Source organism: Nocardia sp. NPDC003482 (assembly GCF_053588115.1).
The window spans coordinates 1-23,136 of the sequence record NZ_JBSFPI010000040.1 but is presented as its reverse complement, the minus strand read 5'-3'; the positions used below and the strand labels follow the sequence as shown (position 1 = coordinate 23,136).

The following is a 23,136-nucleotide window of genomic DNA, read 5'->3' as shown; positions in this document are numbered from 1 at the left end:
TTAGGCCGACGGACTGTGCAGATGCAAGCACATCTGCACAGTCACAAGCGAGTGTCCCCAATGTTGTGACCGCTTGCGCGATCAGGGTTTCCGGGCGACTCCGCCGTAGGCGGCGATGTCGCGGGCCGGGGGGCGTTCGGTGTCGGGCCGCCGCCACGCGGTGATCGGACCGAAGCCGGGATCGAGCAGTTCCAGCCCGTCGAAGACGTGGCGCAACTCCTCCTGGGTGCGCGGGTGATACGGCACCCCACCGGATTTCGTGTACTCCTCGCACATCCGCACGTAGTACTCGCTGTCGGTGGTGCCGTCCCAGTAGACCAGGTGACTGCCCGAGGGCACCGCGCCGATCACCGTCCGCACGATGCGCAGCAGATCGTCGGTGGTGGGCGCGTGCCCGAGCACGCCCATGAACATCACCCCGATCGGCTTGGTGAAGTTCAGGATGTTGCGGGCCTCCTCGAGGATCTGCTCGGGGTGGTTGAAGTCGGCCTCTATATAGGTGGTCACGCCCTCGTCGGTGGTGCTGGTCAGCAGCGCCCGCGCGTGGGTGAGGACCAGGGGATCGTTGTCCACGTAGACGACTCGCGCGTCGGGCACGATCGACTGCGCGACCTCGTGGGTGTTCTGCATGGTGGGCAGCCCGGTCCCGATGTCGAGGAACTGGGTCAGCCCGACCTCGCCCGCGAGGTGCCGCACCGCGCGGATGAGGAACCGGCGGCTCTCGGTCGCCATTGTGCCGATGTCCGGATCGATCTCGAGGCTCTGATCCCCGACCGCGCGATCGATGTCGTAATTATCCTTTCCGCCCATCCAGTAGTTCCAGATCCGTGCGGAATGTGGGATGTCGGTGCGGATCTCGGTGTTGTGCCCGGCTGGCATGAGTCGGCTCCCTCGCGTCGAGAGGCCCGGCCGCGCCACCGGCCGACGACCGGGACGCGGGCGGGCGGTGGGTCTGATGCCCAGTGACAGTACAAGATTCGGGTATCGCGGACAGCGGGATGGACAGACCCGGCAACGGCCCGCGAATTACCAACTGGTCGGACTTTATTCACGCACTCGTCACGCCCGCCGCGAGCCGCGAAAATCCAAGATCAAAGCCGTTGGGGCGCAGGTAGATCCGGCTTTCGTCAAAGGGTCGATCTCCGGCAACCCGCGTGCTATCGTTCTAACGTCGGTTTCAAATGCAAGAACAGTTGCGCGAACAGATGCAAGCACTGGTCCCCCGTGGCCAACGGTGGGCCCTCCGATCGAGCAGGAGTAAGGCAATGACCGATATGACAGCGATGGGTTCCGACCGGCCGACCAACCTGGCGTGGCGCAAGAGCACGTTCAGCAACCCGAGCGGAAACTGTGTCGAGGTGGCCGACATGCCCAATGGGCTGGTGGCCATGCGCAATTCGCGCGACCCGGAGGGTGCGGTGCTCGTGTACACCCGTCCGGAGATCGACGCGTTCCTGCGCGGCGCGAAGAGTGGGGAGTTCGACGATCTGGCCCTGTGAGCGGTAGCATTGGCCTTCGGCGCGGTGTGGTTCGCGACGAGGCGGTCGTGACGCTCGCTGCCGGTGGTCGTCGAGCATCGGAGTTGACCTCATGATCGCAGAGCCCGTCGGGATCGGCCGCGTCGAATCGCTTGTCGCCGAACGCGGTCCGACCGCGCTTCGGATCGCGGTCGGCGGTCAGCTCCGCAAACTCCGAGAAGAACGCGGGATCACGCGTGAGGCCGCGGGTGACTACATCCGCGGCTCGCACGCCAAGATCAGTCGGCTCGAACTCGGCCGGACCGGTTTCAAGGAGCGCGACATTCGGGATCTGCTGACGCTCTACGGCGTGGTGGATCCCGAACAGCGCGAAATGTTCCTGGATCTGGTTCGCAAGGCGAACCAACCCGGGTGGTGGCATCGATACAGCGACCTGTTGCCGCCCTGGTTCGAGACCTACCTCGGTCTCGAGCACGCCGCCAAGGCCATTCGCAGTTTCGAGGGTCAGCTCGTGCCCGGCCTGTTGCAGACCGACGACTACGCTCGCGCCGTGGTCGCGCTGGGGCACGAGAACTCCGAGACCGCGCGCCGGGTGGAACTGCGCCGCAAACGGCAGGAGATCCTGGAACGTCAAGGCGGCCCGACCCTTTGGGCGGTCATCGACGAGGCGGTGTTGCACCGGCCGATCGGCGGGGCCGACGTCCTGCGCGAGCAGGTGCTGCATCTGCAGGACATGGCGATCCGCCCCAACATCACCATCCAGGTGCTGCCGTACGCCGCGGGCGGACATGCGGCCGCGGGCAGCTCGTTCACCATGTTGCGGTTCGCCGAACCGGAACTGCCCGACATCGTCTACATCGAGCAATTGACCAGTGCCCTCTACCTGGACCGGCAGCAGGACCTCGAGCTCTACCGTCAGGTGATGGACCGGCTGAGTGTGCAGGCCGAGTCACCCGATCGCTCCCGCAAGATCCTGGAAGAGGTCGCGGCGACCCTGTAGCGAAACGCTGGGAGCGGCCGTCGGCTTCTGGCCGACGACCGCTCCGAGCGCGGGTGCCGCGGGTAATGTCCGAATCGGTGTTCGGTGGTGACTACTCTCTTATGCAGCTCGACGCGATGCGCCAGAAGGTCTCCGGCTGCATCGAATGAAAATCCCAATCGTTCACCATCGCGTGCGCGGTGGCGACGATCCGGTCGATATCGAAATCGTCACGGGTGGCCGCGCCGGTGGACTCGACCGCGTCGATGACGAAACGAGTCGCGGATTCCCGCGACGAGATATGTTGCTCGGTCCGGTTTCTGTCGATAATTCCGAGCCGGCCGAGGTCCAATGGCTGGTTCATGCGAACGCCCCTGACGCCAGGCCGAGAGCTGACCGATGGCGAAATGTGACCTCGGGTCAACCCTGCGGCTCCCCTGGTAGTCCCCTGGACTGCCTTGACGTGTCGAGTCTAGGTCTGTGCAAGGAGCAGATGCAAGTACATCTGCAACTTCTAATTCGCACTCGCAGTGAGGATTTGGGCTGCTGAACGGTTGCTCTTCGGGTTCGAGGATAACCGGTGTGGTCCCGTGGAGCGGCCGATCCTCCGGGGACGGCGTGTTGGAAATCTTGTTCCAGATATTTGCGGGCGGTCATTTGCCGTTCGTCTGGGCGTTGCCCGGCAGCCCCTAGTCCTCGGCGTGTCGCGGCTCTCGCCGCCGTGCCGACGGGCGTGGCGGCGACGCGGAACGCCTTCCGGCGCAACGAGTTCGGCGACGACGGGGTACCTACCGGTCGGGACTGTGTCACGGGTGGGGCTATTGCGCCGTCCGGGGTGTCCGGTGCCCGTGCGCGCGCATGTGGCCCGGTCGGAGGGTGGTACCGACCGAACGGTTCGCACGTGAGGACGCGGGGAGGTCGGGAGCGCCGCCGCCCGAACGGAATTCGCGGGCGCGATCGCAGAACCGGGCGGACACGTGCCCGCCCGGGATCGCCGCACAGGGCGCCCGGGCGGGCCGACGCGGTCCCGGTGTCTCCTGGGCACCCGTTCGTGTCGCTCAGTGGCCCTGAGGGTCCCGTAAACCGTCCGAGGCGTGCGCGCGGACGCGGCGGTGTTCGAGGATCAGCGTGAGCCCCCCGGCGACCAGGCAGACGACGGCCACGATCGCGCCGACGATCGCCCAGCCCGCGAAGCCGTATCCGGCCGCGGCGAGGGTCGCGGCGATCGCGACGACGCCGATGCCCAGCAGGATCAGGCCGGGCGTGTTCCGGGCGTCGGCCACCGACTCGCCCGCCCGGGAGCGGAACGTGCGGCCGCTGTCGGGGCGGTACTTCGCGTCCTTCTTCGGGAAGGAGTTGACGCCGGTCTCGGTGACGCGGCTGGTCTCGGCGGCTTGGTGCGGCTCGTATCCGGCGCGCGGCGCGGAGGCGCCCTCGTCGCCTCGGAAACCGGCCGGTTCGTTGGGAGTGGTCATGACTGTTTCTCCTTCTGGTACGCGGACGGCGCGGCGCGGGGGAGCAACTCCGCGACCGCGCGCAGAACGGCCTCGTCGGTGATGCCGTCGAGGCAGGGGTGGCCGGGAACGGGACAGACGCGGGCGCGGGTTCCGGCGCACGCCGCGCCCTGATCGCCGAGCACGACCGTCGGCACGCCGTAGGGCGCCCAGCGCGCCGCGGGCACGACCGGCGCGAACAGCGACACCACCGGGGTGCCGACGGCCGCGGCCAGATGCGCCGGGCCGGTGTTGGGCGCGACGACCACGTCGGCCGCGCGCAACACCGCGGCCAGGCCCGAAAGGTCCACGCGCCCACCGAGATCCAGGGCCCGGTCCGCGGCCACGGCGGCGGTGAGTTCGCGTTCGTCCGGTCCGCCGGTGACCACGACGCGGTACCCGGCGTCGGCGAGCGCGGCGACCAGCGCGCGGCTGCGGGCGGGCGACATGCGCCGGGCGGGGACGGCCGCGCCCGGATGCACGACGAGATAGCCTGGGCCGCCGGTGATCTCGTCGATGTCGGGGAGCGTCTCGGCGCGCACGGCCAGCCGGTGCCCGACGGGCGGGAAGCCCGCGGCGGTCGTGAGCGACAGGGCCCGTTCGGTTTCGGGGATGTCGTCGTCGAGCTGATGCCGGACGTCGAGCAGCGAACCCGGGTAGTCCACGCTGATCGCGCTGATCCGCGCCACCCCGGCCAGGCGCAGCAGCAGGGCCAGCGGCAGCGGCGACTGGTGGAACGAGGTGAAGATCACCGCCTCGTCGGGCAGCTTGTCGCGCAGGCGCGCCAGCAGTTCCGTCACCGCCTCGTCGATGGACGCGGGCGGGGTGAAATCGACCCAGGCGGCATGGAATTCGATGATCCGATCCACGCCCGGCAGCAGTTCGGCCGCGGCCCGGCCGCGCGGTCCGGCGAGGAAGGTCACCGTGTCCGCCCGTGCCGCGACCGCGCGCACAGCCGGACCCATCAGCAGCACGTCGCCCGCGCTGTCCAAGCGCGCGACCAGGACGTGCCCGGCGGAGGTCATACCGCGGCCCGGCGCGCGGTCGCGTGTTCGGCGAGCAGCCCGTCCCAGCGCTCGAGGAAGGGCGCGATGCCGAAATTGGCCTGCGCCCAATGCCGTGCGGACTTGCCGGTGAGTTCGGCGAAACAGGGTTCGGCGACGAACTGCCGCACGGCCTCGGCGAGGATGTCCGGATCGGTCGAGACCACCCCGGCCTCGGCGGGAATCGACGCCGACGCCTCGGTGGTGCCGACGGCCACGATCGGCATGCCCAGGTACATCGCCTCGATCACCGACAGGCCCAGCGAGGTCCAGCGCGGGGTGTGCGCGAAGACGCGGCGGCGGCCGAGTTCGCGGTGCAGCGTGGCCTGATCGAGGTCGCCGCCGCCGCGCACGCGGTCGGGCGGGCAGTCGAGGGCGCGGTGCACGTCGTCGGTGCCGATGCCGTAGACGTCGATGGGCGCTGCCTCGGACAGTCCGGCGAGCAGATCGGTGCCGGTGATCCGCCAGCGGCGGACCGGTTCGTTGATCGTGGTGGCCGCGCGTTCCAGCTCGCCGGTGTAGAGGTAGCCGGGGTCGATGACGCCGTGCGGGACCACCCGGGTCGGGCAGCGGCCGTTGTCCCACATGAGGCGGTTGAAGCAGGTGACGTGGACCAGGGTGATGTCGTCCTGGTCGGCGAGCGGGTGCCGGGTGAGCGCGGCGTGCTCGCGCGGGGTGTTGTGCTCGACGTAGATCGCGGGCAGGTCGCGGCCGGGCACGCGGCCCAGCCATTCGCGCACGAGGTCGATCTCGCGGGGACGTTGCAGCAGGACCACATCGATGTCGGCGTCGGCGAGATCGGCCGGGGCCACCTCGCGCACCGTGTCCGGCCACGGTCGGCCGCACCGGCCCAGCGCCCACTCGCCGAGCGCGGGATCGGTCGGCAGCAGATAGTTGTGTCCGCCCTGCACGAACGACGTGGTCCAGGAGCCGTGCACGTGCCACAGCAGGACGTTGAGCGAGCGGGGCTGCGAGTGGGTGACGGGTGCGCTCATGGTGCGCGGGTGCCCCCTGCGCAAGGTGTGAAACCGATTACGGCCCTGGTGGGCGGGTAGGCGCGGAAGAGGGACCGAGACGAGGAGGTAGGCAATGACCACCGCACGCGAGATCATGAGCTCGGGCGTCGAATGCGTCCGCTCGAGCGATACGGTCGTCGAGGCCGCCCGCAAGATGGCGAGCCTGGACGTCGGCGCCCTGCCGATCTGCGGCGAGGACGGCAAATTGAAGGGCATGCTCACCGACCGCGACATCGTGGTGAAGGTGATCGCCGAACGCAAGGATCCGCTCGGCGTCGACGCCGGGGAACTCGCGGATCATCCGCCGGTGTGCGTGCAGGCCGATGACGACGTCGCGCTGGTGCGCCAGAAGATGGCCCAGTACCGGATCCGTCGCATCCCCGTACTGGACGCCGATCACAATCTGGTGGGTCTGGTCGCCCAGGCCGATGTCGCTCGCGCCCTCAGCGACAAGAAGACCGGGGAGGTCGTGGAGGCCGTCTCGCAGGAGTGAGTGACGAATTCCCCTGTGCCCCGGCATGATTCGCGCCGGGGCGCAGGGCTGGTTCCGTCGAGGTCCCCGCGTGGTGCGCCGGGGCGGCGCGTCAGCGCACGACGGAGGGCTCCCGCACGGGCACCTCCAATTCGTACACCGCGAAGGCCGCGCGAATGACCGGCTGGGCGACATTGCGGACGCGGATGCCGCCGGGCGTGGTGCCGCGTTCGCTACCCGCGTGGGCGTGGCCGTGCACGGCGAGGGCGGCGCCGCAGCAGTCGACGGCCTCGCCGAGCAGATAGGACCCGAGGAACGGGTAGATCTCGCGGGGCTCGCCGTGCAGGGTGTCGCTGACGGGGGAGTAGTGGGTGAGGGCCACCTTGACGTCGGTGTCGAGTCCGGCCAGCGATTCGCGCAGCGCGTCCGCGAGATGGACTGTGTGCGAGGCGAATTCGCGCATGATGCGCTCGCCGAACACGCTCGCGCACTTGCCCGCGAACCCGCCGCCGAAGCCCTTCGTGCCCGCCACGCCGAGGGTGAGCCCGCCGACCGGGACGGTGGTCGCGTCGCCCTCGAGCACGACGATGCCGTGATCGATGAGCAGCTTGGTGATCTCGTCCTGAGCGTCGCTGTGGTGATCGTGATTGCCGAGCACGGCGATCACCGGCACCGCCAGATCGGCGAATTCCGTTGCCACGACGCGGGCCTCGTCGAGGGTCCCGTGCCGGGTCAGATCCCCGGCGAGCAGGAGCACGTCGGCACAGTCCGGCAGCTCGTCGAGCGCGGGGCGCAGCATCCCCGCCGAATCCTCGCCCAGATGCACATCGCCCACGGCGGCGATGCGGACCAGGCCGCCCGCGCGGCTCGGGTCGCCCGCGCGTTCGGCCGAGGTGTTCGCGGCGCTGCCGCCCAGCCCGCTCGCGCGTTCGGCCGAGGCGTCGGCGGCGCGCCCCAGCCCGCCCGCGGGGTCAGCCGAGGCGTTCATGGTCGGCGGGGGCCGTCGTGGTGGACACGCGAACGTCGTTGTGCACGCGCAGGTTCGGGGCGTGTTCGTGGACGACGTCCTCGAGGTGGGTGCGGCGCTGCTCGCAGGCGACCTCGCCGTCGAGCACGACCACGTCGCCGCGGATGGTCACCTGCACGCCGAGTTCGGCGGTGCGCGGATCCTCGGCGAAGGCGCGGCGCAGATTGGCCACGAGATATTGCGGCAGTACGTCGCCGCTCGGATCGTCCATGACGATGCCTCCCTTGTCGGTGATGCCCAGGTCGTCGAGCAGGGACAGGAACGCGCGGGCGTACGGCGACGGTCCCGTCTCGGCCCGCACCCGCTCCCAGTCCACCTGTTCGCGCAGCCCGCGCGCGATCTGCAACAGCACGGTCAGGTCGAGCCGGTGCGGATCGAGCACCATGATCTTGTCGACCATGAGATCGGTCGCGCTGACCACCGGCGCGGCGGCCGGGCCGATCCGCATCCACGTCGCCCGCGCGAGCATGTCGTCGGTGACGGGACGATAGTTGGGCCGAAAGATCAAGTCCACCAACGTATCCCCGTCGTAGGCCTTGGTGAGCCAGTCCTCGGCCGGATCCACCAGCCGCAGTCCCGCCTCGGCCAGCACCTGTCGCGCCCGCGCCACATCCGCGGGTTTGACGAAGATGTCCACATCGTGATCCGACGCGGGCCCGCCCCGCGCGTACACCGCGCACCCCCCGGCCACCGCGAACGGCACCTCCGCCTCGAGCAGCGCGTTCACCACCAACGTGAGGGTGCGCAAGAGCTGCTCGATCGGCGTGGACATGCTGGGGGCCTACCCCACCACGGGCGCCGCTAATCGCCGCGGGGCTGGGGCAGTGGCGGCTGGGGCGGCTGGTTGCCGCGCGGGCCGCGGTGGCCGGGTTGCCGCGCGGGCGGTGTCACTCGCCGCGGGCGGGGGCGAGGTCGGTGGTGGCGGGGCCCTCGAGGACGGTGCCGTCGGGGGCGAAGCGGGAGCCGTGGAGGGGGCAGTCCCAGGAGCGTTCGGCGTTGTTCCATTCGACGACGCCGCCGAGGTGGGGGCAGACGGCGGAGAGGCGGCGAGTGTGGCCGTCGACCGTGCTGACCGCGCAGGGGGCGACGCCGTGGTGTTCGAGGTGGCCCGTGCCCTCGGCGGGCGGGGCGGGGGTCTCGCCGCGGCGGGTGAGGGGCGCGGCGAGGGCGGACAGCCAGCCCTTCGAAAAGCGCAGGGCCACTTCGCCGTTGTCGCGGACCGCGGTGGGCAGCGCGGCGAGTTCGCGGGGGCTCCAGGTGTCGAAGACCGACTGCCAGGGCGCGGGGGCGCCGGTGATGCGGCCCACGAGGGTGTGCGCGGCGGCGACCGCGTTGGCCAGGCCCCATTTCGCGTAGCCGGTGGCCACCAGAATGCGGTCGTGGCCGGGCAGGATGGGTCCGGCGTAGGGGAGTTCGCCGCTGGGCTTGTAGTCCTGGGCCGACCAGCGGTACACGGGTTCGGCCTCGGGGAACCAGCGGCGGGTCCACGCCACCACGTCGTCGGCGTGCGACCGCGCGTCGCCGGTGCGGCCGACGCCGTGCCCGCTGCCGCCGACCAGCAACAGCTCCCCGCGCTCGGAGGGGACATAACGCAGCGAGCGCACCGGGCTGTCGGCGCTGAGATACATGCCGCGCGGAATCGGCTGGGAGACCTCGAAGGCCGCGGCGTAGGAGCGCTGCGCGGTCACCCGGGCGAAGAAGCCGCCGCGATCGAGAATCGGTGTGCCCGTTGCCAATACGACGGTATCCGCCGCCACGTCCCCGTACTCGGTGCGCAACACGTGATCGGCGCCGTCGCGGCTGTGCATGCTCTGCACGCGGGTGCCCTCGAACACGGTCACCCCGCGCGCCTCGAGATCGGTGTCCAGCGCGTCGACCACATCGATGGCGTCGAGCTGCACCTGATCGCCGAGCCGGATCGCGCCGTGCACCGGGAACGGCACATCAAGATCCGTGACGAATTCGGTGTTCAACCCGGCCTTGCGGGTCGCGGCCAGCTCCGCGCGCACCGATTCCAGTCCCGCCTCGGTCTGGGCGTAGGTGTAGGCGGCCTCGCGCTGGACCTCGATGCCGTGCGTGGCGCAGTAGTCGATCAGCCATTGCTGCCCGGCGCGATTGGCGTCGGTGTACTCGCGCAGGGTGCGGCCCGAATGTCGCCGCGCGATGGAACTCGCCCGGGTGCCCTGCAACAGGCTCACCTTGCCGGTGGTGTTGCCGGTGGTGACCGCGCCGAGCCGCCGCGCCTCGAGCACCGCCGTCGTGCGGCCCTGGTCGGCCAGCAACAGCGCGGTGACCAGCCCGGTCAGGCCGCCGCCGACCACGACGACATCGAATCGCAGGCCCGGGGTGAGCGGGGGATGGGCCGGGGGCCGCGGCGTCTTCAGCCACATCGAAGTCATGGGTCGGGGGTGCCCGGCCGCGGCGGCGGGAAACCAGCGGCCGATTGAGGCGTGTGACCTCGGGTAACCCCCCGGTACGAGAAAAATCCGAGAGGAAGGTGGCCGCGATGCCCAAGACCGACAAACGCGGTGATCCGAAGCAATCGGAGCTGCCGAGCACCTTGCGCAAATCCGATGAGCACGCGCAACGGATCTTCGCCGAGACCCACGATTCGGCGCTCGAGGAGTACGGCAGCGAACAGCGCGCACACCGGGTCGCCTACGCCGCGCTCAAACACAGTTACGAGAAGGTCGGCGACCACTGGGAGGCCAAGGAACAGCGCGGTCCCTCCGACGAGCGCGCCGCGCGGGGCGGCCCGAACGCGAAGGGCGAGACCGCCGAGGGCGTGGACGCCAACGCCTCCAAGCGGCATCTGCTGGATGTGGCCAAGCGCCTGGAGATCTCGGGCCGCTGGCAGATGACCAAGGACCAGTTGGTCGACGCCATCAAGAAATACAACCGCCGGGCACGCTCCCGCGGCCAGGGCAAGGCGGCGCCGACGCCGTGAACGAGCAGTCCGACGAACCGCCCGCCGACGACCGGCTCTGGAACTGGCAGACCCGGCACGAGACGGATACCGAACGGCTGGACCGCAATTGGACCGCGCTGATCCAGGAGACCCGCGTGGTGCAGACCGGGGTGCAGCTGCTCACCGGCTTCCTGCTGACCCTGCCGTTCCAGGCCCGGTTCCCCGGGCTGATGACCACCTGGATGCGCTGGCTGTATCTGGTCACGGTCGCGGCGTCGATCGGGGCCACGGTGTTCCTGGTGGGTCCGGTGTCGGCGCACCGCATCCTGTTCCGCAGGCATCTGCTCGGCCGGGTGGTGTGGACCGCGCACCTCTACGCCATGATCGGGCTCGCGTTGCTCGGCATCGCGCTGACGGGCGTTGCCGTCCTCATCTTCCAGGTGGTCGCGGGTACCGGTCCGGCCGTGGCGGCCGGGGTGGTGTTCGCGGCGCTGTTCCTGACGGTATGGGTGCTGCATCCGTGGCAACAGCGGCGTGCCGGTGGAAACCCTTGACGCCGTGGATGTTTCGGTGCCCTACTCGCGGGTAGCACCAGAGTGTCCGTGATTCCGACATTCGTGGAGGTGAATGTCTTGTCCGAGCACGAAAAGGGCGGCATCCGTGAGGGTTTCGAAGGCGCCGTCGAGGATGTGAAGGGTAAGGCCAAGGAGGCCGCCGGCACCGTCCTCGGCAACGAGAACCTGCGCGACGAGGGCCGCACCCAGCAGGACCGCGCCGACTCCCAGCAGGAGGCCGCCAAGAAGGAGGCCGAGGCCGAGAAGGAACGCGCCAAGGCCGAGGTCAAGAAGCAGCAGGAGCAGGCGTACCAGCGCGGCAACGCCTGACCCCGCCCCTAATACCGAAACAGCGGCTGCCCGGTTCCCCGGGCAGCCGCTTTTCGCGCCCTCGCCTCGCTTCGCTCGGCGAGGGACATGGGAGGGGCCGCATGGGCGAGGGGCATGCAAGAGCCGTGCGGGGCGAGGGGCACCGTAGGGAACTGCGATCGGTGGGTGGGCAGGGCTTGGTGGGGGCGCTCAGCGGGGGATCGGAAGTAGGACGGCCAGTTGGTCTTTCGCGGCCTCCAGGACCTCGTCGGTGGAGATGAGGAGGAGGCCCGGGTCGGGGGTGTCGGCGAAGGGGTCGCCGAGTTGTCCGGCCCACAGGGCGCGATGTTCCGGGCGGTCGGGGGGTGGGCCCCACCAGGATGGGGGGTTGGGGCCGAAGATCAGTACCGAGGGGGTGCCGAGAGCTGTTGCGAGATGGCCGATTCCGGTGTCGCCGCAGATGACGAGCGCGGCACCGGCGACGGCGGCGGCGAGTTCGCGCAGTGTGTATCGGCCTGCGGTTACGGCTGTTTCGGGGAGGCCGGCGTGGTGGGCCACCTCGCGGGCGAGGTCGTACTCGTCGGCGCTGCCGGTGATCAGGACGCGGTGGCCGGCGCGGCGTAGGGCGGCGGCGACGGTCGCGAAGCGGTCGGCGGGCCAGCGGCAGGCGGCGGTGCTGGCGCCGGGGTGCACGAGGATACGGCCGTCGTATTCGGTTTCGGGTGGGGCCGGAATGCCCAGGGCGCCAGGCGAAGACGTCATGCCCGCGAATTCGAGCAGTCGGCACCAGCGGGTGACCTCGTGGGTGCCGTAGGCCCATTCGGGGCCGTCCACGCCGGGATAGCGGGCGTGGCGGTGGGTGATCAGGTGGCGGGGCCGCAGGGCGAGCAGGTCGCCGATGCTCTCGGGGCCGCGCCCGTGCAGGTTGACCGCGAGGGCGGGGCGCGGGCCGGGCCAGCGCAGCGCGCCGAGGCCGGGGGTGGGCAGCAATTCGTCCACCGCGCCGGACAATTCGATGATCGGCCGCAGCCATTCCGGCGCCGCCAGGACCAATCGGTGTTCGGGGCGGGCGGTGCGCAGCGCGCGCAGGGCGGGGACGGCGGTCAGGAAATCGCCCAGGCCCAGCGCGCGCAGCGCCAGCGTCACGGCCACGACGTCTCCGTGGACGGGCACACCACCAGTTCGCGGATCTCGCAGCCCGCGGGCTGGGTGAGCGCGAAGATCACCGTGGCCGCCACGTCCTCGGGGCGGTTCAGGCGCGCGTCGGGGCCCGGCTTGTACTGGTCGGGGCGATCGTCGAAGAACGCGGTGTGCATGCCGCCGGGAATCAGCAACGTCACCCCGACCTCCCCGGCGGTCTCGGCGGCGAGCGCGCGGGTGAAGCCGACCACGCCGAACTTCGAGGCGCAGTAGGCGGTCGCGTCGGGCAGGGCGCGCAGGCCCAGCGTGGACGCGACGGTCACCACGCGGCCGCGGGTGCGGCGCAGGCCGGGCAGCGCGGCGCGCACGACCGCGGCGGTGCCGAACAGGTTGACCCGCACCACGCGTTCCCACTCGGCGGCGGGCACGTCGGTGAACGCCCCGCAGCGGTCGGTGCCCGCGGCGGTGAACACGCCGTGCAGGTCCCCGCCCGCGCGTTCGACCAGGGTCCGCACCGCGCGTTCGGCGTCCTCGGGATCGGCGAGATCGGCGTGCTCCCAAAGGAATTCGGCGCCCGGATCCTGTCGGTCGATGATGAGCGGGGTGCCGCCCGCCTTCTGCACGGCCTGCGCCACGGCCGCGCCGAGGCCCGAGGCGCCTCCGGTGATGACGATATTGCCCAGCGTCGTGCTGTCGGTCATACCAGCCCTGCCTTTCTCACGTGGTCGTCGAGGGGGAGTTCGGATCCGATGCGCACGCTGGAAGCGGCTCCGGCGCAGACGAATTCGGCCGCGGTCTCGACCGCGACGCGCACCGCGTAGGCCGGGCCGTGCCCGGCGCGCAGTGCGGCGGTGGCGGCGGCGCTGAACCGGTCGCCCGCGCCGCAGGTGTCGGCCCCGGGACCGGGCCGCGACCGGTCGGGGATGGGGACGGCGACCGTCTCGGCCCCACCGCGCCGATGGAACAGCGCGCCGCGGTCGCCGAGCGTCACCGCGATCGCGCGGGCCTGCCACCGCTCGCACAGCGCGCGGGCCACCGCGTCGAAATCGTCGCTGCCACCGCCGAATTCGACGGCCTCGCCGCGATTCGGCGTCACCAGGGCCGCGCCCGGTACGGGCGGCGCGCCGCGCGGATGCGGATCCCACACCACCGGGATCCGGGCGGCGCGCTCGGTGAGCACCGAACGCAGTTCGGGGTGCGCGCTCACGCCGCGCCCGTAGTCGGCCACCAGGATCGCGCCCGCCGCCTCGAGCGCCGAGCGCACCTTGGGGGTGAGGCGGTCGTCGCCGACGCGGCCGTCGCCGTAGTCGAGCCGGGTGATCGGGGTGGGCGTCTCGCCGTCCTCGCCGCGCGGTCCGGCGCCCGCGCACGGTCCGGTGGCGCGAATCCGCTCCTTGCACACCGTGGTTCCGCGCAGGGGCAGCTCCGCCAGCCATACCCGGCCCTCGAACAGCCCGCGCAGCCGATCCGCCGCGGCGTCGGCGCCGAAGCCGCCGACCAGCACCACGTCGTCGGCGTCGCGGGCGGCCAGCAGCGCCGCCAGGCCCGCGCCGCCGGGCCGGAACTCCTGCGCGCGGACGTCGACCACGGGCACGGGGGCGTCGGGGCTGCGGCGGTCGGCGCGGCCGTGCACGTCGATGTCGAGCAGCACGTCGCCGACCACCACCAGCGGGGCGCTCACCGCGACCTCATCGCCGATTCCATTGCCGCGCACAGGGAATGGATGAGCAGCAGATGGATCTCCTGGACGGTCGCCACCCGCTCGGCGTCCACGGCGATGGCGTCGTGGCACAGCGCCGCGAGGGGATTGGGGGCGGGACCGGTGAGCGCCCAGGTGACCGCGCCGATCTCCTGCGCGGCCTTGGCGGCGGCGACCACATTGGCGCTCGAACCGCTGGTGGACAGCACCACCAGCACGTCGCCGGGCCGGGCGTGCGCGCGGACCTGGCGGGCGAACATCTCGTCGATGCCGTAGTCGTTGACCACCGCGGTGACCGTCGAGGTGTCGGCGTGTAACGGTATGGCCGCCAACGGAATTCGCTCGCCCTCGAAGCGTCCGGTCAGCTCGGCCGTCAGATGCTGGGCCTCCGCGGCGCTGCCGCCGTTGCCGCAGGCGAGCAGGCGGCCGCCGCGCGCGTAGACCCCGGCCAGGTGTTCGCCCCAGCGCCACAGCCGCGCGGTGGCGGATCTGTTGTGGCGCAGCGCGTGTTCGAGTGCGGAGAAGCGTTCGTCGAGTATGTCGCCGTGCTGCGTGCTCACCGTCGACCTCCCTTTCCTACAGCGCGAGGGCCACCGCGGTGACCAGGTCGGGCGCCACCCGGGCGGCGGCGCGCGCGTGTTCGATCTCCTCGAGGCGGGTCCTGGCGGTCGGGACCAGCACCGCGTCGGCGCCCGCCGCGAGCGCGGCCCGCACATCCGCGCCGATGTCGCCGATCACCACGCAGTGGGCGGGATCGACGCCGAGGTCGCGGGCCGCGGCCAGGATCAGGCCCGGTCGCGGCTTGCGGCACGGGCAGTCGTCGGCGGGTGCGTGCAGACAGATCTGCCAGGTGTCGAACGGGCCGAGCAGTTCCTCGACCCGCGCGTTGACCGCGGCCAGCTGGTCGACGGTGAGCAATCCCCGGGCCACCCCGGACTGATTGCTCACCACCCCGATCGGGATCCCGTCCGCGCGCAACCGGTCGAGCAGTTCCACCGCGCCCGGAACCGGTTGCACCAGAGCGGGATCCGACAGATAGGGCACGTCGACGATCAGGGTGTCGTCGCGATCGAACAGCAGCGCCGCGGTCATCGTCGGCCTCAGCGCGCCGCGGAGGCGATCTCCCCGGCCAGCGCGGGCGCGGCCTGCCGGTAGACCGCGGCCGTCTGGTTGGCGATGCGGTCCCAGCCGTAGCGGGTGCGGGCCCGCGCCGCCCCGGCCGCGCCCCACGCCGTGCGCAGCGCGTCGTCGAGCAGCAGCGGCCGCACCGCCTCGGCGATCGCCTCGGGTTCCAGCGAGGCGACCAGGCGGCCGGTGACGCCGTCGGCGACGGAGTCGATCATCCCGCCCACCGCCGTCGCCACGACCGGGCGCGCGCATGCCATGGCCTCGAGCGGCACCATGCCGAACGGCTCGTACCACGGCGTGCACAGCACCACGTCCGCCGAGCGGAACAACCCCGGCATGGCCTGCCGCGGCACCTGGCCGAGCATCGTGACCCGTTGCGCCACAGCGACTTCCGCGGCGATCGAGCGCAAGCGGTCGGCCTCGGCGCGTTCGGCGTCGGTGCCGCCCACGACGACCAGTTCGGTGTCGGGCAGCGCGGCCAGCGCGCGCACCGCGATCTCGAATCCCTTGCGCGGCACCATCCGTCCGACCGAGAGAATCCGGTGCGGGCACGGACCGCGCGCGGCCGCGGGACCGTCCGGGGTGAAGGTGCCGGTGTCGACGCCGCACGGCACCACCGAGATCCGATGCCGCGGCACGCCCATGCGGGTCAGCTCGAACACCTCGTCGGAGCAGGTCGCCACGACCCGCGAGGCGCGGGTGGCGATCATGCGTTCGAGGCGGATCCGCGCGGGCGGGCTGGTGTCGGCGGCGCCCTGATGCCGCCGCTTCACCGTGCCCAGGGCGTGAAAGGTCTGTACCACAGGCACTTCCACGTCGCGGGCCGCCAACTCGGCGGCCAGTCCGGACATCCAGAAATGGGCGTGCGCGACATCGGGCCGGGCGGCCGACCAGCGGTCGCGCAGGAATGCCCCGAATTCGCCCATATGCGGCAACAGCTCGTCCTTGGGCAGGTGCCGCGCGGGACCGGCGGGTACGTGGACGACTCGGTACCCGTCGGTCGTGGTGACCTGTTCGGGCGCGTCCGGATCGTCGCGGCGGGTGTAGACCGTGATCTCGTGACCGCGCTCGGCCAATGCCGCGGAAAGCGCTGCCACGTGCACATTCTGGCCGCCCGCGTCGACGCCGCCCAACGCGGCCAGCGGGCTGGCGTGTTCGGAGATCATGGCAACTTTCATGTGCACGTCATGCCCGTGCTTCTCCTATCGAAACGCTTCGTGCTATATGTGCCGGAAGAAACAAGATCGGTCGCACTACCAGGCAGGATGTGAGAAGTGGGCGAGGGAAACGGCTATTTCGACGCCGTCGGGAACGGGTACGCGCCGCGGCCGGTGGCGGCGAGCCAGTGGTCGTCGGACCAGATCGTCGGACCGGCGTTGTGCGGTTTGCTGGCCGGTGCCCTCGAGGCCGAGCACGGCGGGGACGGTTTCGTGCCCGCGCGGGTGACGGTGGATTTGTTCAAACCCGCGCGGATGCGGCCGGTGTCGGTCACCACCACGCGGGTGCGCGACGGTAAGCGGATCCGGCTCGCCGACGCGTTGGTGAGCCAGGACGACGGACCGGTGGCGCGCGCGTCGGTGGTGTTCCTGCGGCCGTCGCAGGATCCGCCCGGGGCGATCTGGAAGCGGGGTGAGCACCCCGCCGCGCCCCCGGTCGACCTCGCGCCGCCGGAGGTGGTCGAGCACGCCCCGTGGTGGCACAGCGACGAATCCGGCCGCTGGTCGCGGATTTTCACCGAGCACGAGAACGGCAGCCGCAAGCGCAGCTGGCAGTCGCCGCTGCCGGTGCTGGCCGGGACGCCGCTCACGGCGTTCACGCGCGCGGCCATGGCCGCGGAACAGACCAGCATGGTGACCAATTGGAGCGACGCGGGCGTCGGCTACATCAACACCGATCTCACCCTCGGCCTGGCCCGCCTGCCGATCGGCGAGTGGATCGGCGTCGAGGCCGACAACCATCTCGCCGCGGACGGCATCGCGGTGGGCAGCGCGACGTTATTCGACCGGCAGGGAAGTTTCGGCACCGCCATGATCACCGCGGTGGCCAACGCCGCCCGCCAGATCACCGCCGCCCGCCTCGACGACGTGCTGGCGACGGCGCGCACCCGGACCTGAGTGTCAGTGGCCCAGCCGGTGGGCTTGCCATTCGCGGGCCGCGTCGCGCAGGCTGCGGGTCCAGACGTTGGGGTTGCGGTCGGCGGTGGCGGACCACTCCTCGGCGAGGGCGGTGGCGAAGACGGCGAGTTGGCGTTCGGTGGCGGTGTGCCAGGCCGGGACTCGGGCCGCCCAGCCCTCGGCCGCCGCGGGGGTGTGCCCGGCGAAGATCAGCCAGACGATCCAGCAGCACGGGTCGATCCAGCCCGCGCCGCGGGTGGACCACGGCCAGTCCACCAGGCGCGCGGTGCCGCCCTCGGTGATGAGGACGTTGCTGTAGTTCCAGTCGGTGTGCAGCAGCGCGTCGCCCGCCAGCAGATCGCGGTCGAGGGGATCGGAAAGGTAGATGCCCCAACGCTTCTCGGCGTCCTTCAGCTCCAGATTCGCCGGGCTGCGCAGCCCGCCCAGCGCGGTCATGGCGGCGGCGGTGGCCAGCAGATCGGCGTTGACCCGGTAGTCGGCGAAATGCCCTGCGACACAGTCGAATCCGAGCAGATCCCAGCCCGCGGTGTTGATGTGCCAGCGCACCCGCGGCCCGATCGGGGTGACGTAGGGGCCGAGCGCGGCCTCGCGATGCTGGGTCCACACCTCGGGATCCTCGGCGCGCATCCCCTTGACGAAGGTGCGGCCGTCGGCGGTGTCGACGACGGCGGCGAGATGGCTGCTGAATCCGGCGATCACGGATTCGGCGCGCAGGACCGGCCCGGTCATCGCCGCCACCGCGGTTCGGGCGGCCGCGGGCAACTGTTCCCAGCTGCGCCGCCGCGACGAGGTCTGGGCTCGGTCGACGGTCACCTCCGACATGTACTCCTTATCGAAATGGGGAGCAAGCGCGTCACAGTGGATCCAAGGGCCGCAGTGCCCGGGTCTGTGGAATATGGATCATAGCGTCGAATTGCCGGGCGGGGCGGACGTAGAAGTAATGGCTGTGTCGCTCGGTGTCGGGGCGGTACACCACGCCGATGGCGCGCGCCAGCCGCGGCGCGTCCCACGCGGCGGCCGCCGTCGCGTCGCCGATATCGGAGCGCAACAGGATCGGGCCCGCCTCGAGCTCGGTGAGCAGATCCTCCACGCTGTCGGGCAGCGCGGGGACGACGTCGAATCGCCGTGCGGGACCGTCCCATTCGTCGGCCGCGAGCACCGTGCCGCCCCGGGTGCACAGGCCGATCAGCCGCGCGGCCGGGCCGTACGCGCGGCGCGCGAGCTGGCCGAGGGTGAGCTGACCGTCGTCGGCGAGTTCGGTGGCCGCGCCGTCGCCGACGTGAGAGTTGTGCGCCCACACCACGATTCGCGCGGGGCGGCCGCGGCGGCGGGTGAGGTGCTCGTCGAGCGCGCGCAGCGTGTCGGCCATGTGGGTGTCGCGCAGATTCCACGACAGGGTGCGGCCGCCGAACATCGCGCGGTAGTACTCCTCGGCGGCGCGCACGGCCGAGGCGTTGCGTTCGGCGTAGAACCGGGCCTCCTCGGCGTCGGGGGCCGGACCGTCGACACCGAGTCGCCGGAAGGCGTTGTCGCGCAACTCCTTCAGCTGTTCGATCACCTCGCGTTCGCAGGTCTCGCCCGCCCCGAAGGCCGCGGCGTAGCCGTAGGACCGCTCGTGGTCGGGGAAGCGGTCGAAGCAGCCGTAGCGGTCGCGGGCGCGGGCGGCGGCGTCGGGATCCACCCGATCCAGGTAGTCGATCACCGCGGCGGCCGAGCGGCGCAAGCCGAACAGGTCCAGTCCGTAGAATCCCGCCGCGTCGTCGGGATGGTCGGCGTTGTGGCGGCGCAGCCAGGTCAGGAAGTCGCGGACCACCGTATTGCGCCACATCCAGGTCGGGAAGCGGGTGAAATCGCCGAGGGCGTCCCCGGCGTGGGCGTCGCGTCCCCGGCCGCGCGCGAAGCAGTCGGCGCGATAGGCGTCGGGCCAGTCGGCCTCGACGGCCACGGCGCAGAAATCGTGTTCGGCCAGCAGGTATTGCGTGATGGCCGCGCGGGCGGCGTAGAACTCGTGGGTGCCGTGCGTGCTCTCGCCGATGAGCACCACGCGCGCGTCGCCGACGAGGTCGTCGATCGCCTCGGGGGCGGGAATCCCGTTGGGGGCGGGCCGGGCTCGGCGGCGCAGCGCGGTCAGCGGCGGATCGGGCTCGGGGACGTGTCCGGTGGTGGGGGCGCCCAGCCACTGGGCGACCTCGGCGTCGGTGGTCTGGGTGAAATTCCAGTACGAGTCGCCGACCGCGCGGAAGGGGGTGGGCGTGGTCGCGCAGACCATCTCGTCGACGAGCCGCGACATCTCCGCGCACGTCGACTCCGGCGCCGCCGGGACCGCCGCCACGATCCGAGCGGGACCGAGATCGCGCAGGGCCGCGATCGCCGCGCGCATGCTGGCGCCGGTCGCCAGCCCGTCGTCGACGAGGATCACCGTGCGCCCGCGCACCCGCGGCGGCGGGCGGTCACCGCGGTAGACGGATTCGCGGCGGGTCAGCTCCCGGCTCTCGCGGGCGATGATCCGGTCCAGCTCGTCCGGGCGCACGTCGAACGCGCGCACGATGTCGTCGTCGATCACGATGCGCTGACCCGGGGCCAGCGCGCCGACGGCGACCTCCGGGTTCGCGGGCGCGCCCAGTTTGCGCACCACGAACACGTCCAGCGGCGCGGCCAGGGCCGCGGCGACCTGCCAGGCGACCGGAACCCCGCCGCGCGCCAGCCCCAGCACCAGCACGTCGTCCCCGCGATGGTGCGAAAGCTGTTGTCCCAGAACGGTTCCGGCCTCGCGGCGATCGCGGAACAGATGCGGTCGCGCCGCCGCCGGGGTACGGGTCATGGCGGTTCACCTCACATCTGGATCACCAGCAGCACCGCCACCACCACGAAGGCGATCACCAACAGGACCGCCGCGGCGATCACCGCGATCCCCGTCGGCGGCATGTGATTGCGGGTGCGCGGTTCGGGGGCGGACAGCCCGGAGGTCTGCGGGGTGTCCGGGGGCGTGGACCCGGGGCGGACGCCGCCGCCGGATTCGAGGTCGGGGGTGCGGGCGGGATCGGGATCCATGGACATCGCTCTACCTCCCGTCGTTGCCGGGGACCAGGGGATCTCCGGGACGGTTGCCGCGCCGTCGCCGCACGAGCACGACGATCGCGACGGCCACCGGAATGACCAACAGGATCAACAGGAGTTCCATACCCGGCGCGTACCCGCCCGCGGCCGGAATACGTGCGCTCGGGCCGAGGACCTGAGCCGAGGACCTGAGAAGACCAGATCGCAGGGGTGTGGAAATCGTTTCGACCGGAAGCGATGACACTCGGTCGGGGGCGTGCGAGAATGGAGGGCAGGTTGAGACTACAGCCGATCCCGGTTCGCGTTCGGAGCCGTCCGAGACACCGGGCGACGGTCATGTAGTAGACCTTTGATCGCTGGCTCGACGGATCGTACTTCGCGCAGGAACTGGACACCCCCTTTCGGGAGGCTCTGGTTATGTCAGCAATCGCCGTTCTGCACCGCCGGATCGATGTCACATCCGGCGTGCCCGAGGGTCCGCCGACGCGCTCGGTCGACCGGCGGCCGTACACGATCGTCCGCGTCGAGGGCGAGTTGGACGCGACCGTCGCCGAGGAATTCCACGACGCCCTGGGCCGCGCGGTGACGAGCAGTTCCCGGGCCGTGGTGCTCGACTTCCGGCCGACGCGGTTCCTGAGCATCGGATCGGCCCAGGCCCTGGTGGCCGCGAAGACCATGGCCGCCACGCTCGGCGTGGATCTGCGGGTGGTCTCCGGCCGTCGCGAGATCGAGCGCATCCTGGACAAGACCGGGCTGCGTCCCCTGTTCCGCTACTACCCCTCGGTGGAGGCCGCGCTGACGGAGTAGGGCAGGCGAATTCGTGTGGGACCGGTCACGACCGGTCCCACCTTTTCGGGCATGTTTCGATCCCGCGAACCCGGGTAAGCGCCGAAAGATATTGCTGGAGCAGAAAGGCCAGGACTTGGCAGCCGCGATCAGGATCGCGCCCGCGCACAGCCGCGGGCGCGTCTTTCGTGCCAGACCGGGGAATCCGACCCGACCGTCGCGCACCGGCGACGGTCCGCCTAAGGTCGTGGATTGCGGGGCACCGTGGACGTGACAGGGAATGGACGGCGAGACGGCGGAAGCGGGCGCGCCCCGACGACGCTCGCCGGTTGGGAGGAGGAGAGGGACGTGTCGATGAGCGAGTGGGTTTCGAGGTCACCCGCGCAGACCTCGAGCGTCGGCATTCGCGTGCCGGCCGACCTGGGGCAACTCACCATGCTACGAGCGCTTGCCGAAACCGTCGCGCTGATCGCGGATTTCGCGCTCGACGAGGTGACCGACATCCGGGTCGCGCTCGACGAGATCGCCACGGCCCTGATCGCCGAGGCCGTTCCCGGTTCGGCGGTGGACTGTGACTTCGCCTACGACGACGGCCGCATGACCGTGCGGGTCGCGGGGGTGGCCTCGGTCTCGGATGCGCTCGACGAGAACAGTTTCGGCTGGCACGTGCTGCAGACGATCACCGACACGATCTCCTCGGAGACCGAGCCGTTCGACGCTGTGCGCAACGGCTTCCCGATCCTCGTCGAGTTCAGCCGGGCGCGAGGGGAAGCCGATGGCGGATGAGCGCAGCCGCCGTCACCGCGGTGGCGACAGCTACGACAACATAGAGCCCGTCTTCGAGGAACTGGCCGCGTTCGCGCCGGACGATCCGCAGCGAGAAGCGGTGCGGGAGAAGGTGATCGGGCTGTGCATGCCGCTGGCCGATCACATCGCGCGGAAGTTCTCCGGCCGCGGCGAGAACTTCGACGACTTGTTGCAGGTCGCGCGGGTCGGTCTGGTGCAGGCCGTGGACCGGTTCGACGTGAGCCGGGGTTCGTCGTTCCTGTCCTTCGCGGTGCCGACGATCATGGGCGAGGTGCGGCGGCATTTCCGCGACAACACCTGGGCGGTGCGAGTTCCGCGCCGTACCAAGGAGATTCAGCTGTCCATCGGCGGGACCGTCGATCAGCTCGCGCAACGGCTGGGCCGCATGCCCCGTGCGCGGGAGATCGCCGAGGAGCTCGACGTGGACCTGGTCGAGGTCACGCAGGCGCTGATCGCGGGTAATTCGTATCAGGTGTCCTCACTGGACGCGGTCACCAGCGACGACGGCGAGAACAGCCCGCTGTCGCTGATGGAGGTCCTCGGCGAGGCCGAGCCCCGCTACGATCGCGTCGAGGAGTTCATGGCCGTCAAGCCCTTGATCGCCGAACTCCCCGAACGCGAACGCAACGTGCTCATGATGCGCTTCTTCGAGAACAAGACCCAGACCCAGATCGCCGAGGCCCTGGGCATCTCGCAGATGCACGTCTCCCGCATCCTCGCCAAGACCCTCGGGTGGCTGCGCGAGGAAGCGTTGCGGGAGTAGCGCTTTCGCGCTCATCCAACCTCGGGTGGCTGCGGGGCGGTCGGGGACACCGGTCCCGGTTCCGGCGGAACGGGGCCGGGGCCCGGGATCGGGTCCGGCTGCCCCGGGTGGGGAAGCGGGTCGGGGGTCGGCACCGGATCGGGGGTCGGGTTCGGGGCGGGGTCGGGTGCGGGGATCGGGTCCGGCGGGCCGGGGTCGGGGCCGGGGACCGGGGGCAGGGTGTCCATGGTGAAACCTCCTCTAGCCGTGTCGAAGTAGGGCGCCGACGCCGTCGGCGGGCGCGTCGGCGTGGCCGGTGGTGACGACGGTCGCGCGGGCCGCGAGCGCGGCGACGGGCAGGGC

The 23,136-nt window shown here is 71.1% G+C and carries 27 protein-coding genes; 10 read left to right on the top strand and 17 right to left on the bottom strand.

Annotated elements, in window-relative coordinates:
* Positions 1-81: 81 nt before the first annotated feature.
* Positions 82-879: an SAM-dependent methyltransferase gene (locus ACWDSJ_RS36045; RefSeq protein ID WP_450037268.1), complete on the bottom strand. Its 798-nt coding sequence runs from the start codon at positions 877-879 to the stop codon at positions 82-84.
* A 386-nt stretch (positions 880-1,265) separates the two neighbouring features.
* Here ACWDSJ_RS36045 and ACWDSJ_RS36040 point away from each other — a divergent pair, with 386 nt between their 5' ends.
* Together ACWDSJ_RS36040 and ACWDSJ_RS36035 are read left to right on the top strand one after the other, a co-directional pair.
* Complete coding sequence (locus tag ACWDSJ_RS36040) at positions 1,266-1,499, top strand: DUF397 domain-containing protein (protein ID WP_387360755.1); 234 nt, start codon at positions 1,266-1,268, stop codon at positions 1,497-1,499.
* Between the two features lie 91 nt (positions 1,500-1,590).
* Positions 1,591-2,478, top strand: coding sequence for a helix-turn-helix domain-containing protein (locus ACWDSJ_RS36035; RefSeq protein ID WP_450037266.1), 888 nt, complete (start codon positions 1,591-1,593; stop codon positions 2,476-2,478).
* Positions 2,479-2,569: 91 nt separating this feature from the next.
* Here the strand turns inward: ACWDSJ_RS36035 and ACWDSJ_RS36030 are convergent, their stop codons facing one another.
* The 4 genes from ACWDSJ_RS36030 to ACWDSJ_RS36015 all read right to left on the bottom strand — a co-directional run bounded on the left by ACWDSJ_RS36030 (position 2,570) and on the right by ACWDSJ_RS36015 (position 5,988).
* Complete coding sequence (locus ACWDSJ_RS36030; RefSeq protein WP_387360759.1) at positions 2,570-2,821, bottom strand: hypothetical protein; 252 nt, start codon at positions 2,819-2,821, stop codon at positions 2,570-2,572.
* 694 nt (positions 2,822-3,515) lie between these two features.
* Entirely contained in the window at positions 3,516-3,932 is a 417-nt protein-coding gene (locus ACWDSJ_RS36025; RefSeq protein ID WP_387360761.1) for a hypothetical protein, read from the bottom strand.
* Positions 3,929-4,975, bottom strand: coding sequence for a glycosyltransferase family 9 protein (locus ACWDSJ_RS36020; RefSeq protein ID WP_450037265.1), 1,047 nt, complete (start codon positions 4,973-4,975; stop codon positions 3,929-3,931). The genes ACWDSJ_RS36025 and ACWDSJ_RS36020 overlap by 4 nt, the downstream gene beginning before the upstream one ends.
* Entirely contained in the window at positions 4,972-5,988 is a 1,017-nt protein-coding gene (locus tag ACWDSJ_RS36015; RefSeq protein WP_450037264.1) for a glycosyltransferase, read from the bottom strand. The genes ACWDSJ_RS36020 and ACWDSJ_RS36015 overlap by 4 nt, the downstream gene beginning before the upstream one ends.
* 94 nt (positions 5,989-6,082) lie before the next feature.
* Here ACWDSJ_RS36015 and ACWDSJ_RS36010 point away from each other — a divergent pair, with 94 nt between their 5' ends.
* Positions 6,083-6,502 carry a CBS domain-containing protein gene (locus ACWDSJ_RS36010; protein ID WP_450037262.1) on the top strand — a complete coding sequence of 140 codons (420 nt, stop codon included), beginning with the start codon at positions 6,083-6,085 and terminating at the stop codon, positions 6,500-6,502.
* A 91-nt stretch (positions 6,503-6,593) separates the two neighbouring features.
* Here ACWDSJ_RS36010 and ACWDSJ_RS36005 read toward each other — a convergent pair whose 3' ends face one another.
* From ACWDSJ_RS36005 to ACWDSJ_RS35995, 3 genes are all read right to left on the bottom strand, one after another.
* Positions 6,594-7,334, bottom strand: a complete 741-nt coding sequence (locus ACWDSJ_RS36005) for a metallophosphoesterase family protein (protein WP_450037286.1) — start codon at positions 7,332-7,334, stop codon at positions 6,594-6,596.
* Positions 7,335-7,452: 118 nt separating this feature from the next.
* Positions 7,453-8,280, bottom strand: coding sequence for a nucleotidyltransferase family protein (locus tag ACWDSJ_RS36000; protein ID WP_450037260.1), 828 nt, complete (start codon positions 8,278-8,280; stop codon positions 7,453-7,455).
* A 115-nt stretch (positions 8,281-8,395) separates the two neighbouring features.
* Positions 8,396-9,907 (bottom strand): FAD-dependent oxidoreductase, encoded by a 1,512-nt coding sequence (locus tag ACWDSJ_RS35995; RefSeq protein ID WP_450037258.1) that lies wholly within the window; start codon positions 9,905-9,907, stop codon positions 8,396-8,398.
* A 107-nt stretch (positions 9,908-10,014) separates the two neighbouring features.
* On the opposite strand from ACWDSJ_RS35995, the gene ACWDSJ_RS35990 reads away from it, so the two are divergent.
* From ACWDSJ_RS35990 to mbp1, 3 genes are all read left to right on the top strand, one after another.
* Positions 10,015-10,455 (top strand): ChaB family protein, encoded by a 441-nt coding sequence (locus ACWDSJ_RS35990; protein ID WP_387360773.1) that lies wholly within the window; start codon positions 10,015-10,017, stop codon positions 10,453-10,455.
* Complete coding sequence (locus ACWDSJ_RS35985) at positions 10,452-10,970, top strand: DUF6328 family protein (protein WP_450037256.1); 519 nt, start codon at positions 10,452-10,454, stop codon at positions 10,968-10,970. Before ACWDSJ_RS35990 ends, ACWDSJ_RS35985 begins: the two co-directional genes overlap by 4 nt.
* 78 nt (positions 10,971-11,048) lie before the next feature.
* Positions 11,049-11,300, top strand: a complete 252-nt coding sequence (gene mbp1 / locus ACWDSJ_RS35980; protein WP_387360777.1) for a microaggregate-binding protein 1 — start codon at positions 11,049-11,051, stop codon at positions 11,298-11,300.
* Positions 11,301-11,489: 189 nt separating this feature from the next.
* Here the strand turns inward: mbp1 and ACWDSJ_RS35975 are convergent, their stop codons facing one another.
* The 6 genes from ACWDSJ_RS35975 to ACWDSJ_RS35950 are packed head-to-tail and all read right to left on the bottom strand — an operon-like array spanning position 11,490 to position 16,424.
* Positions 11,490-12,431: a glycosyltransferase family 9 protein gene (locus ACWDSJ_RS35975; protein WP_450037254.1), complete on the bottom strand. Its 942-nt coding sequence runs from the start codon at positions 12,429-12,431 to the stop codon at positions 11,490-11,492.
* On the bottom strand, positions 12,422-13,120 hold the full coding sequence (locus tag ACWDSJ_RS35970; protein WP_387360781.1) for an SDR family oxidoreductase: 699 nt from the start codon (positions 13,118-13,120) through the stop codon (positions 12,422-12,424). The genes ACWDSJ_RS35975 and ACWDSJ_RS35970 overlap by 10 nt, the downstream gene beginning before the upstream one ends.
* Positions 13,117-14,100 carry a PfkB family carbohydrate kinase gene (locus ACWDSJ_RS35965; RefSeq protein WP_450037253.1) on the bottom strand — a complete coding sequence of 328 codons (984 nt, stop codon included), beginning with the start codon at positions 14,098-14,100 and terminating at the stop codon, positions 13,117-13,119. Before ACWDSJ_RS35965 ends, ACWDSJ_RS35970 begins: the two co-directional genes overlap by 4 nt.
* Entirely contained in the window at positions 14,097-14,657 is a 561-nt protein-coding gene (locus ACWDSJ_RS35960; RefSeq protein ID WP_387361306.1) for a D-sedoheptulose-7-phosphate isomerase, read from the bottom strand. Before ACWDSJ_RS35960 ends, ACWDSJ_RS35965 begins: the two co-directional genes overlap by 4 nt.
* Before the next feature lie 37 nt (positions 14,658-14,694).
* Positions 14,695-15,210: a D-glycero-alpha-D-manno-heptose-1,7-bisphosphate 7-phosphatase gene (locus ACWDSJ_RS35955; protein WP_450037251.1), complete on the bottom strand. Its 516-nt coding sequence runs from the start codon at positions 15,208-15,210 to the stop codon at positions 14,695-14,697.
* A gap of 8 nt (positions 15,211-15,218) precedes the next feature.
* Complete coding sequence (locus ACWDSJ_RS35950) at positions 15,219-16,424, bottom strand: glycosyltransferase (RefSeq protein ID WP_450037249.1); 1,206 nt, start codon at positions 16,422-16,424, stop codon at positions 15,219-15,221.
* A gap of 96 nt (positions 16,425-16,520) precedes the next feature.
* Between ACWDSJ_RS35950 and ACWDSJ_RS35945 the strand changes: the two genes are divergently transcribed.
* A complete protein-coding gene (locus tag ACWDSJ_RS35945; RefSeq protein ID WP_450037248.1) occupies positions 16,521-17,360 on the top strand; it encodes an acyl-CoA thioesterase domain-containing protein in 840 nt (279 codons plus the stop codon).
* A 3-nt stretch (positions 17,361-17,363) separates the two neighbouring features.
* Here ACWDSJ_RS35945 and ACWDSJ_RS35940 read toward each other — a convergent pair whose 3' ends face one another.
* From ACWDSJ_RS35940 to ACWDSJ_RS35930, 3 genes are read right to left on the bottom strand one after another with little or no spacing between them, the layout of a single operon-like run.
* Complete coding sequence (locus ACWDSJ_RS35940; RefSeq protein WP_450037246.1) at positions 17,364-18,203, bottom strand: hypothetical protein; 840 nt, start codon at positions 18,201-18,203, stop codon at positions 17,364-17,366.
* A 31-nt stretch (positions 18,204-18,234) separates the two neighbouring features.
* On the bottom strand, positions 18,235-20,202 hold the full coding sequence (locus ACWDSJ_RS35935) for an erythromycin esterase family protein (RefSeq protein ID WP_450037245.1): 1,968 nt from the start codon (positions 20,200-20,202) through the stop codon (positions 18,235-18,237).
* Between the two features lie 11 nt (positions 20,203-20,213).
* The gene (locus ACWDSJ_RS35930) at positions 20,214-20,438 is read right to left on the bottom strand and encodes a DUF6480 family protein (protein ID WP_387360793.1); all 225 of its coding nucleotides are present in this window, start codon (positions 20,436-20,438) and stop codon (positions 20,214-20,216) included.
* A gap of 417 nt (positions 20,439-20,855) precedes the next feature.
* Between ACWDSJ_RS35930 and ACWDSJ_RS35925 the strand changes: the two genes are divergently transcribed.
* The 3 genes from ACWDSJ_RS35925 (at position 20,856) to ACWDSJ_RS35915 (ending at position 22,794) form a co-directional block, all read left to right on the top strand.
* On the top strand, positions 20,856-21,245 hold the full coding sequence (locus ACWDSJ_RS35925; protein WP_387360795.1) for an STAS domain-containing protein: 390 nt from the start codon (positions 20,856-20,858) through the stop codon (positions 21,243-21,245).
* 231 nt (positions 21,246-21,476) lie between these two features.
* Positions 21,477-22,010: an ATP-binding protein gene (locus ACWDSJ_RS35920; protein ID WP_450037244.1), complete on the top strand. Its 534-nt coding sequence runs from the start codon at positions 21,477-21,479 to the stop codon at positions 22,008-22,010.
* Positions 22,000-22,794, top strand: coding sequence for an RNA polymerase sigma factor SigF (locus ACWDSJ_RS35915; RefSeq protein ID WP_387360799.1), 795 nt, complete (start codon positions 22,000-22,002; stop codon positions 22,792-22,794). The genes ACWDSJ_RS35920 and ACWDSJ_RS35915 overlap by 11 nt, the downstream gene beginning before the upstream one ends.
* The last annotated feature ends 342 nt before the right edge of the window (positions 22,795-23,136 follow it).

What these genes read in the sequence shown, in the direction of transcription:
- ACWDSJ_RS36045 (WP_450037268.1), bottom strand. Translation starts at nt 879, where the DNA reads ATGCCAGCCGGGCACAACACCGAGATCCGCACCGACATCCCACATTCC.
- ACWDSJ_RS36040 (WP_387360755.1), top strand. Translation starts at nt 1,266, where the DNA reads ATGACCGATATGACAGCGATGGGTTCCGACCGGCCGACCAACCTGGCG.
- ACWDSJ_RS36035 (WP_450037266.1), top strand. Translation starts at nt 1,591, where the DNA reads ATGATCGCAGAGCCCGTCGGGATCGGCCGCGTCGAATCGCTTGTCGCC.
- ACWDSJ_RS36030 (WP_387360759.1), bottom strand. Translation starts at nt 2,821, where the DNA reads ATGAACCAGCCATTGGACCTCGGCCGGCTCGGAATTATCGACAGAAAC.
- ACWDSJ_RS36025 (WP_387360761.1), bottom strand. Translation starts at nt 3,932, where the DNA reads ATGACCACTCCCAACGAACCGGCCGGTTTCCGAGGCGACGAGGGCGCC.
- ACWDSJ_RS36020 (WP_450037265.1), bottom strand. Translation starts at nt 4,975, where the DNA reads ATGACCTCCGCCGGGCACGTCCTGGTCGCGCGCTTGGACAGCGCGGGC.
- ACWDSJ_RS36015 (WP_450037264.1), bottom strand. Translation starts at nt 5,988, where the DNA reads ATGAGCGCACCCGTCACCCACTCGCAGCCCCGCTCGCTCAACGTCCTG.
- ACWDSJ_RS36010 (WP_450037262.1), top strand. Translation starts at nt 6,083, where the DNA reads ATGACCACCGCACGCGAGATCATGAGCTCGGGCGTCGAATGCGTCCGC.
- ACWDSJ_RS36000 (WP_450037260.1), bottom strand. Translation starts at nt 8,280, where the DNA reads ATGTCCACGCCGATCGAGCAGCTCTTGCGCACCCTCACGTTGGTGGTG.
- ACWDSJ_RS35995 (WP_450037258.1), bottom strand. Translation starts at nt 9,907, where the DNA reads ATGACTTCGATGTGGCTGAAGACGCCGCGGCCCCCGGCCCATCCCCCG.
- ACWDSJ_RS35990 (WP_387360773.1), top strand. Translation starts at nt 10,015, where the DNA reads ATGCCCAAGACCGACAAACGCGGTGATCCGAAGCAATCGGAGCTGCCG.
- ACWDSJ_RS35970 (WP_387360781.1), bottom strand. Translation starts at nt 13,120, where the DNA reads ATGACCGACAGCACGACGCTGGGCAATATCGTCATCACCGGAGGCGCC.
- ACWDSJ_RS35955 (WP_450037251.1), bottom strand. Translation starts at nt 15,210, where the DNA reads ATGACCGCGGCGCTGCTGTTCGATCGCGACGACACCCTGATCGTCGAC.
- ACWDSJ_RS35950 (WP_450037249.1), bottom strand. Translation starts at nt 16,424, where the DNA reads ATGAAAGTTGCCATGATCTCCGAACACGCCAGCCCGCTGGCCGCGTTG.
- ACWDSJ_RS35940 (WP_450037246.1), bottom strand. Translation starts at nt 18,203, where the DNA reads ATGTCGGAGGTGACCGTCGACCGAGCCCAGACCTCGTCGCGGCGGCGC.
- ACWDSJ_RS35935 (WP_450037245.1), bottom strand. Translation starts at nt 20,202, where the DNA reads ATGACCCGTACCCCGGCGGCGGCGCGACCGCATCTGTTCCGCGATCGC.
- ACWDSJ_RS35930 (WP_387360793.1), bottom strand. Translation starts at nt 20,438, where the DNA reads ATGTCCATGGATCCCGATCCCGCCCGCACCCCCGACCTCGAATCCGGC.
- ACWDSJ_RS35925 (WP_387360795.1), top strand. Translation starts at nt 20,856, where the DNA reads ATGTCAGCAATCGCCGTTCTGCACCGCCGGATCGATGTCACATCCGGC.
- ACWDSJ_RS35915 (WP_387360799.1), top strand. Translation starts at nt 22,000, where the DNA reads ATGGCGGATGAGCGCAGCCGCCGTCACCGCGGTGGCGACAGCTACGAC.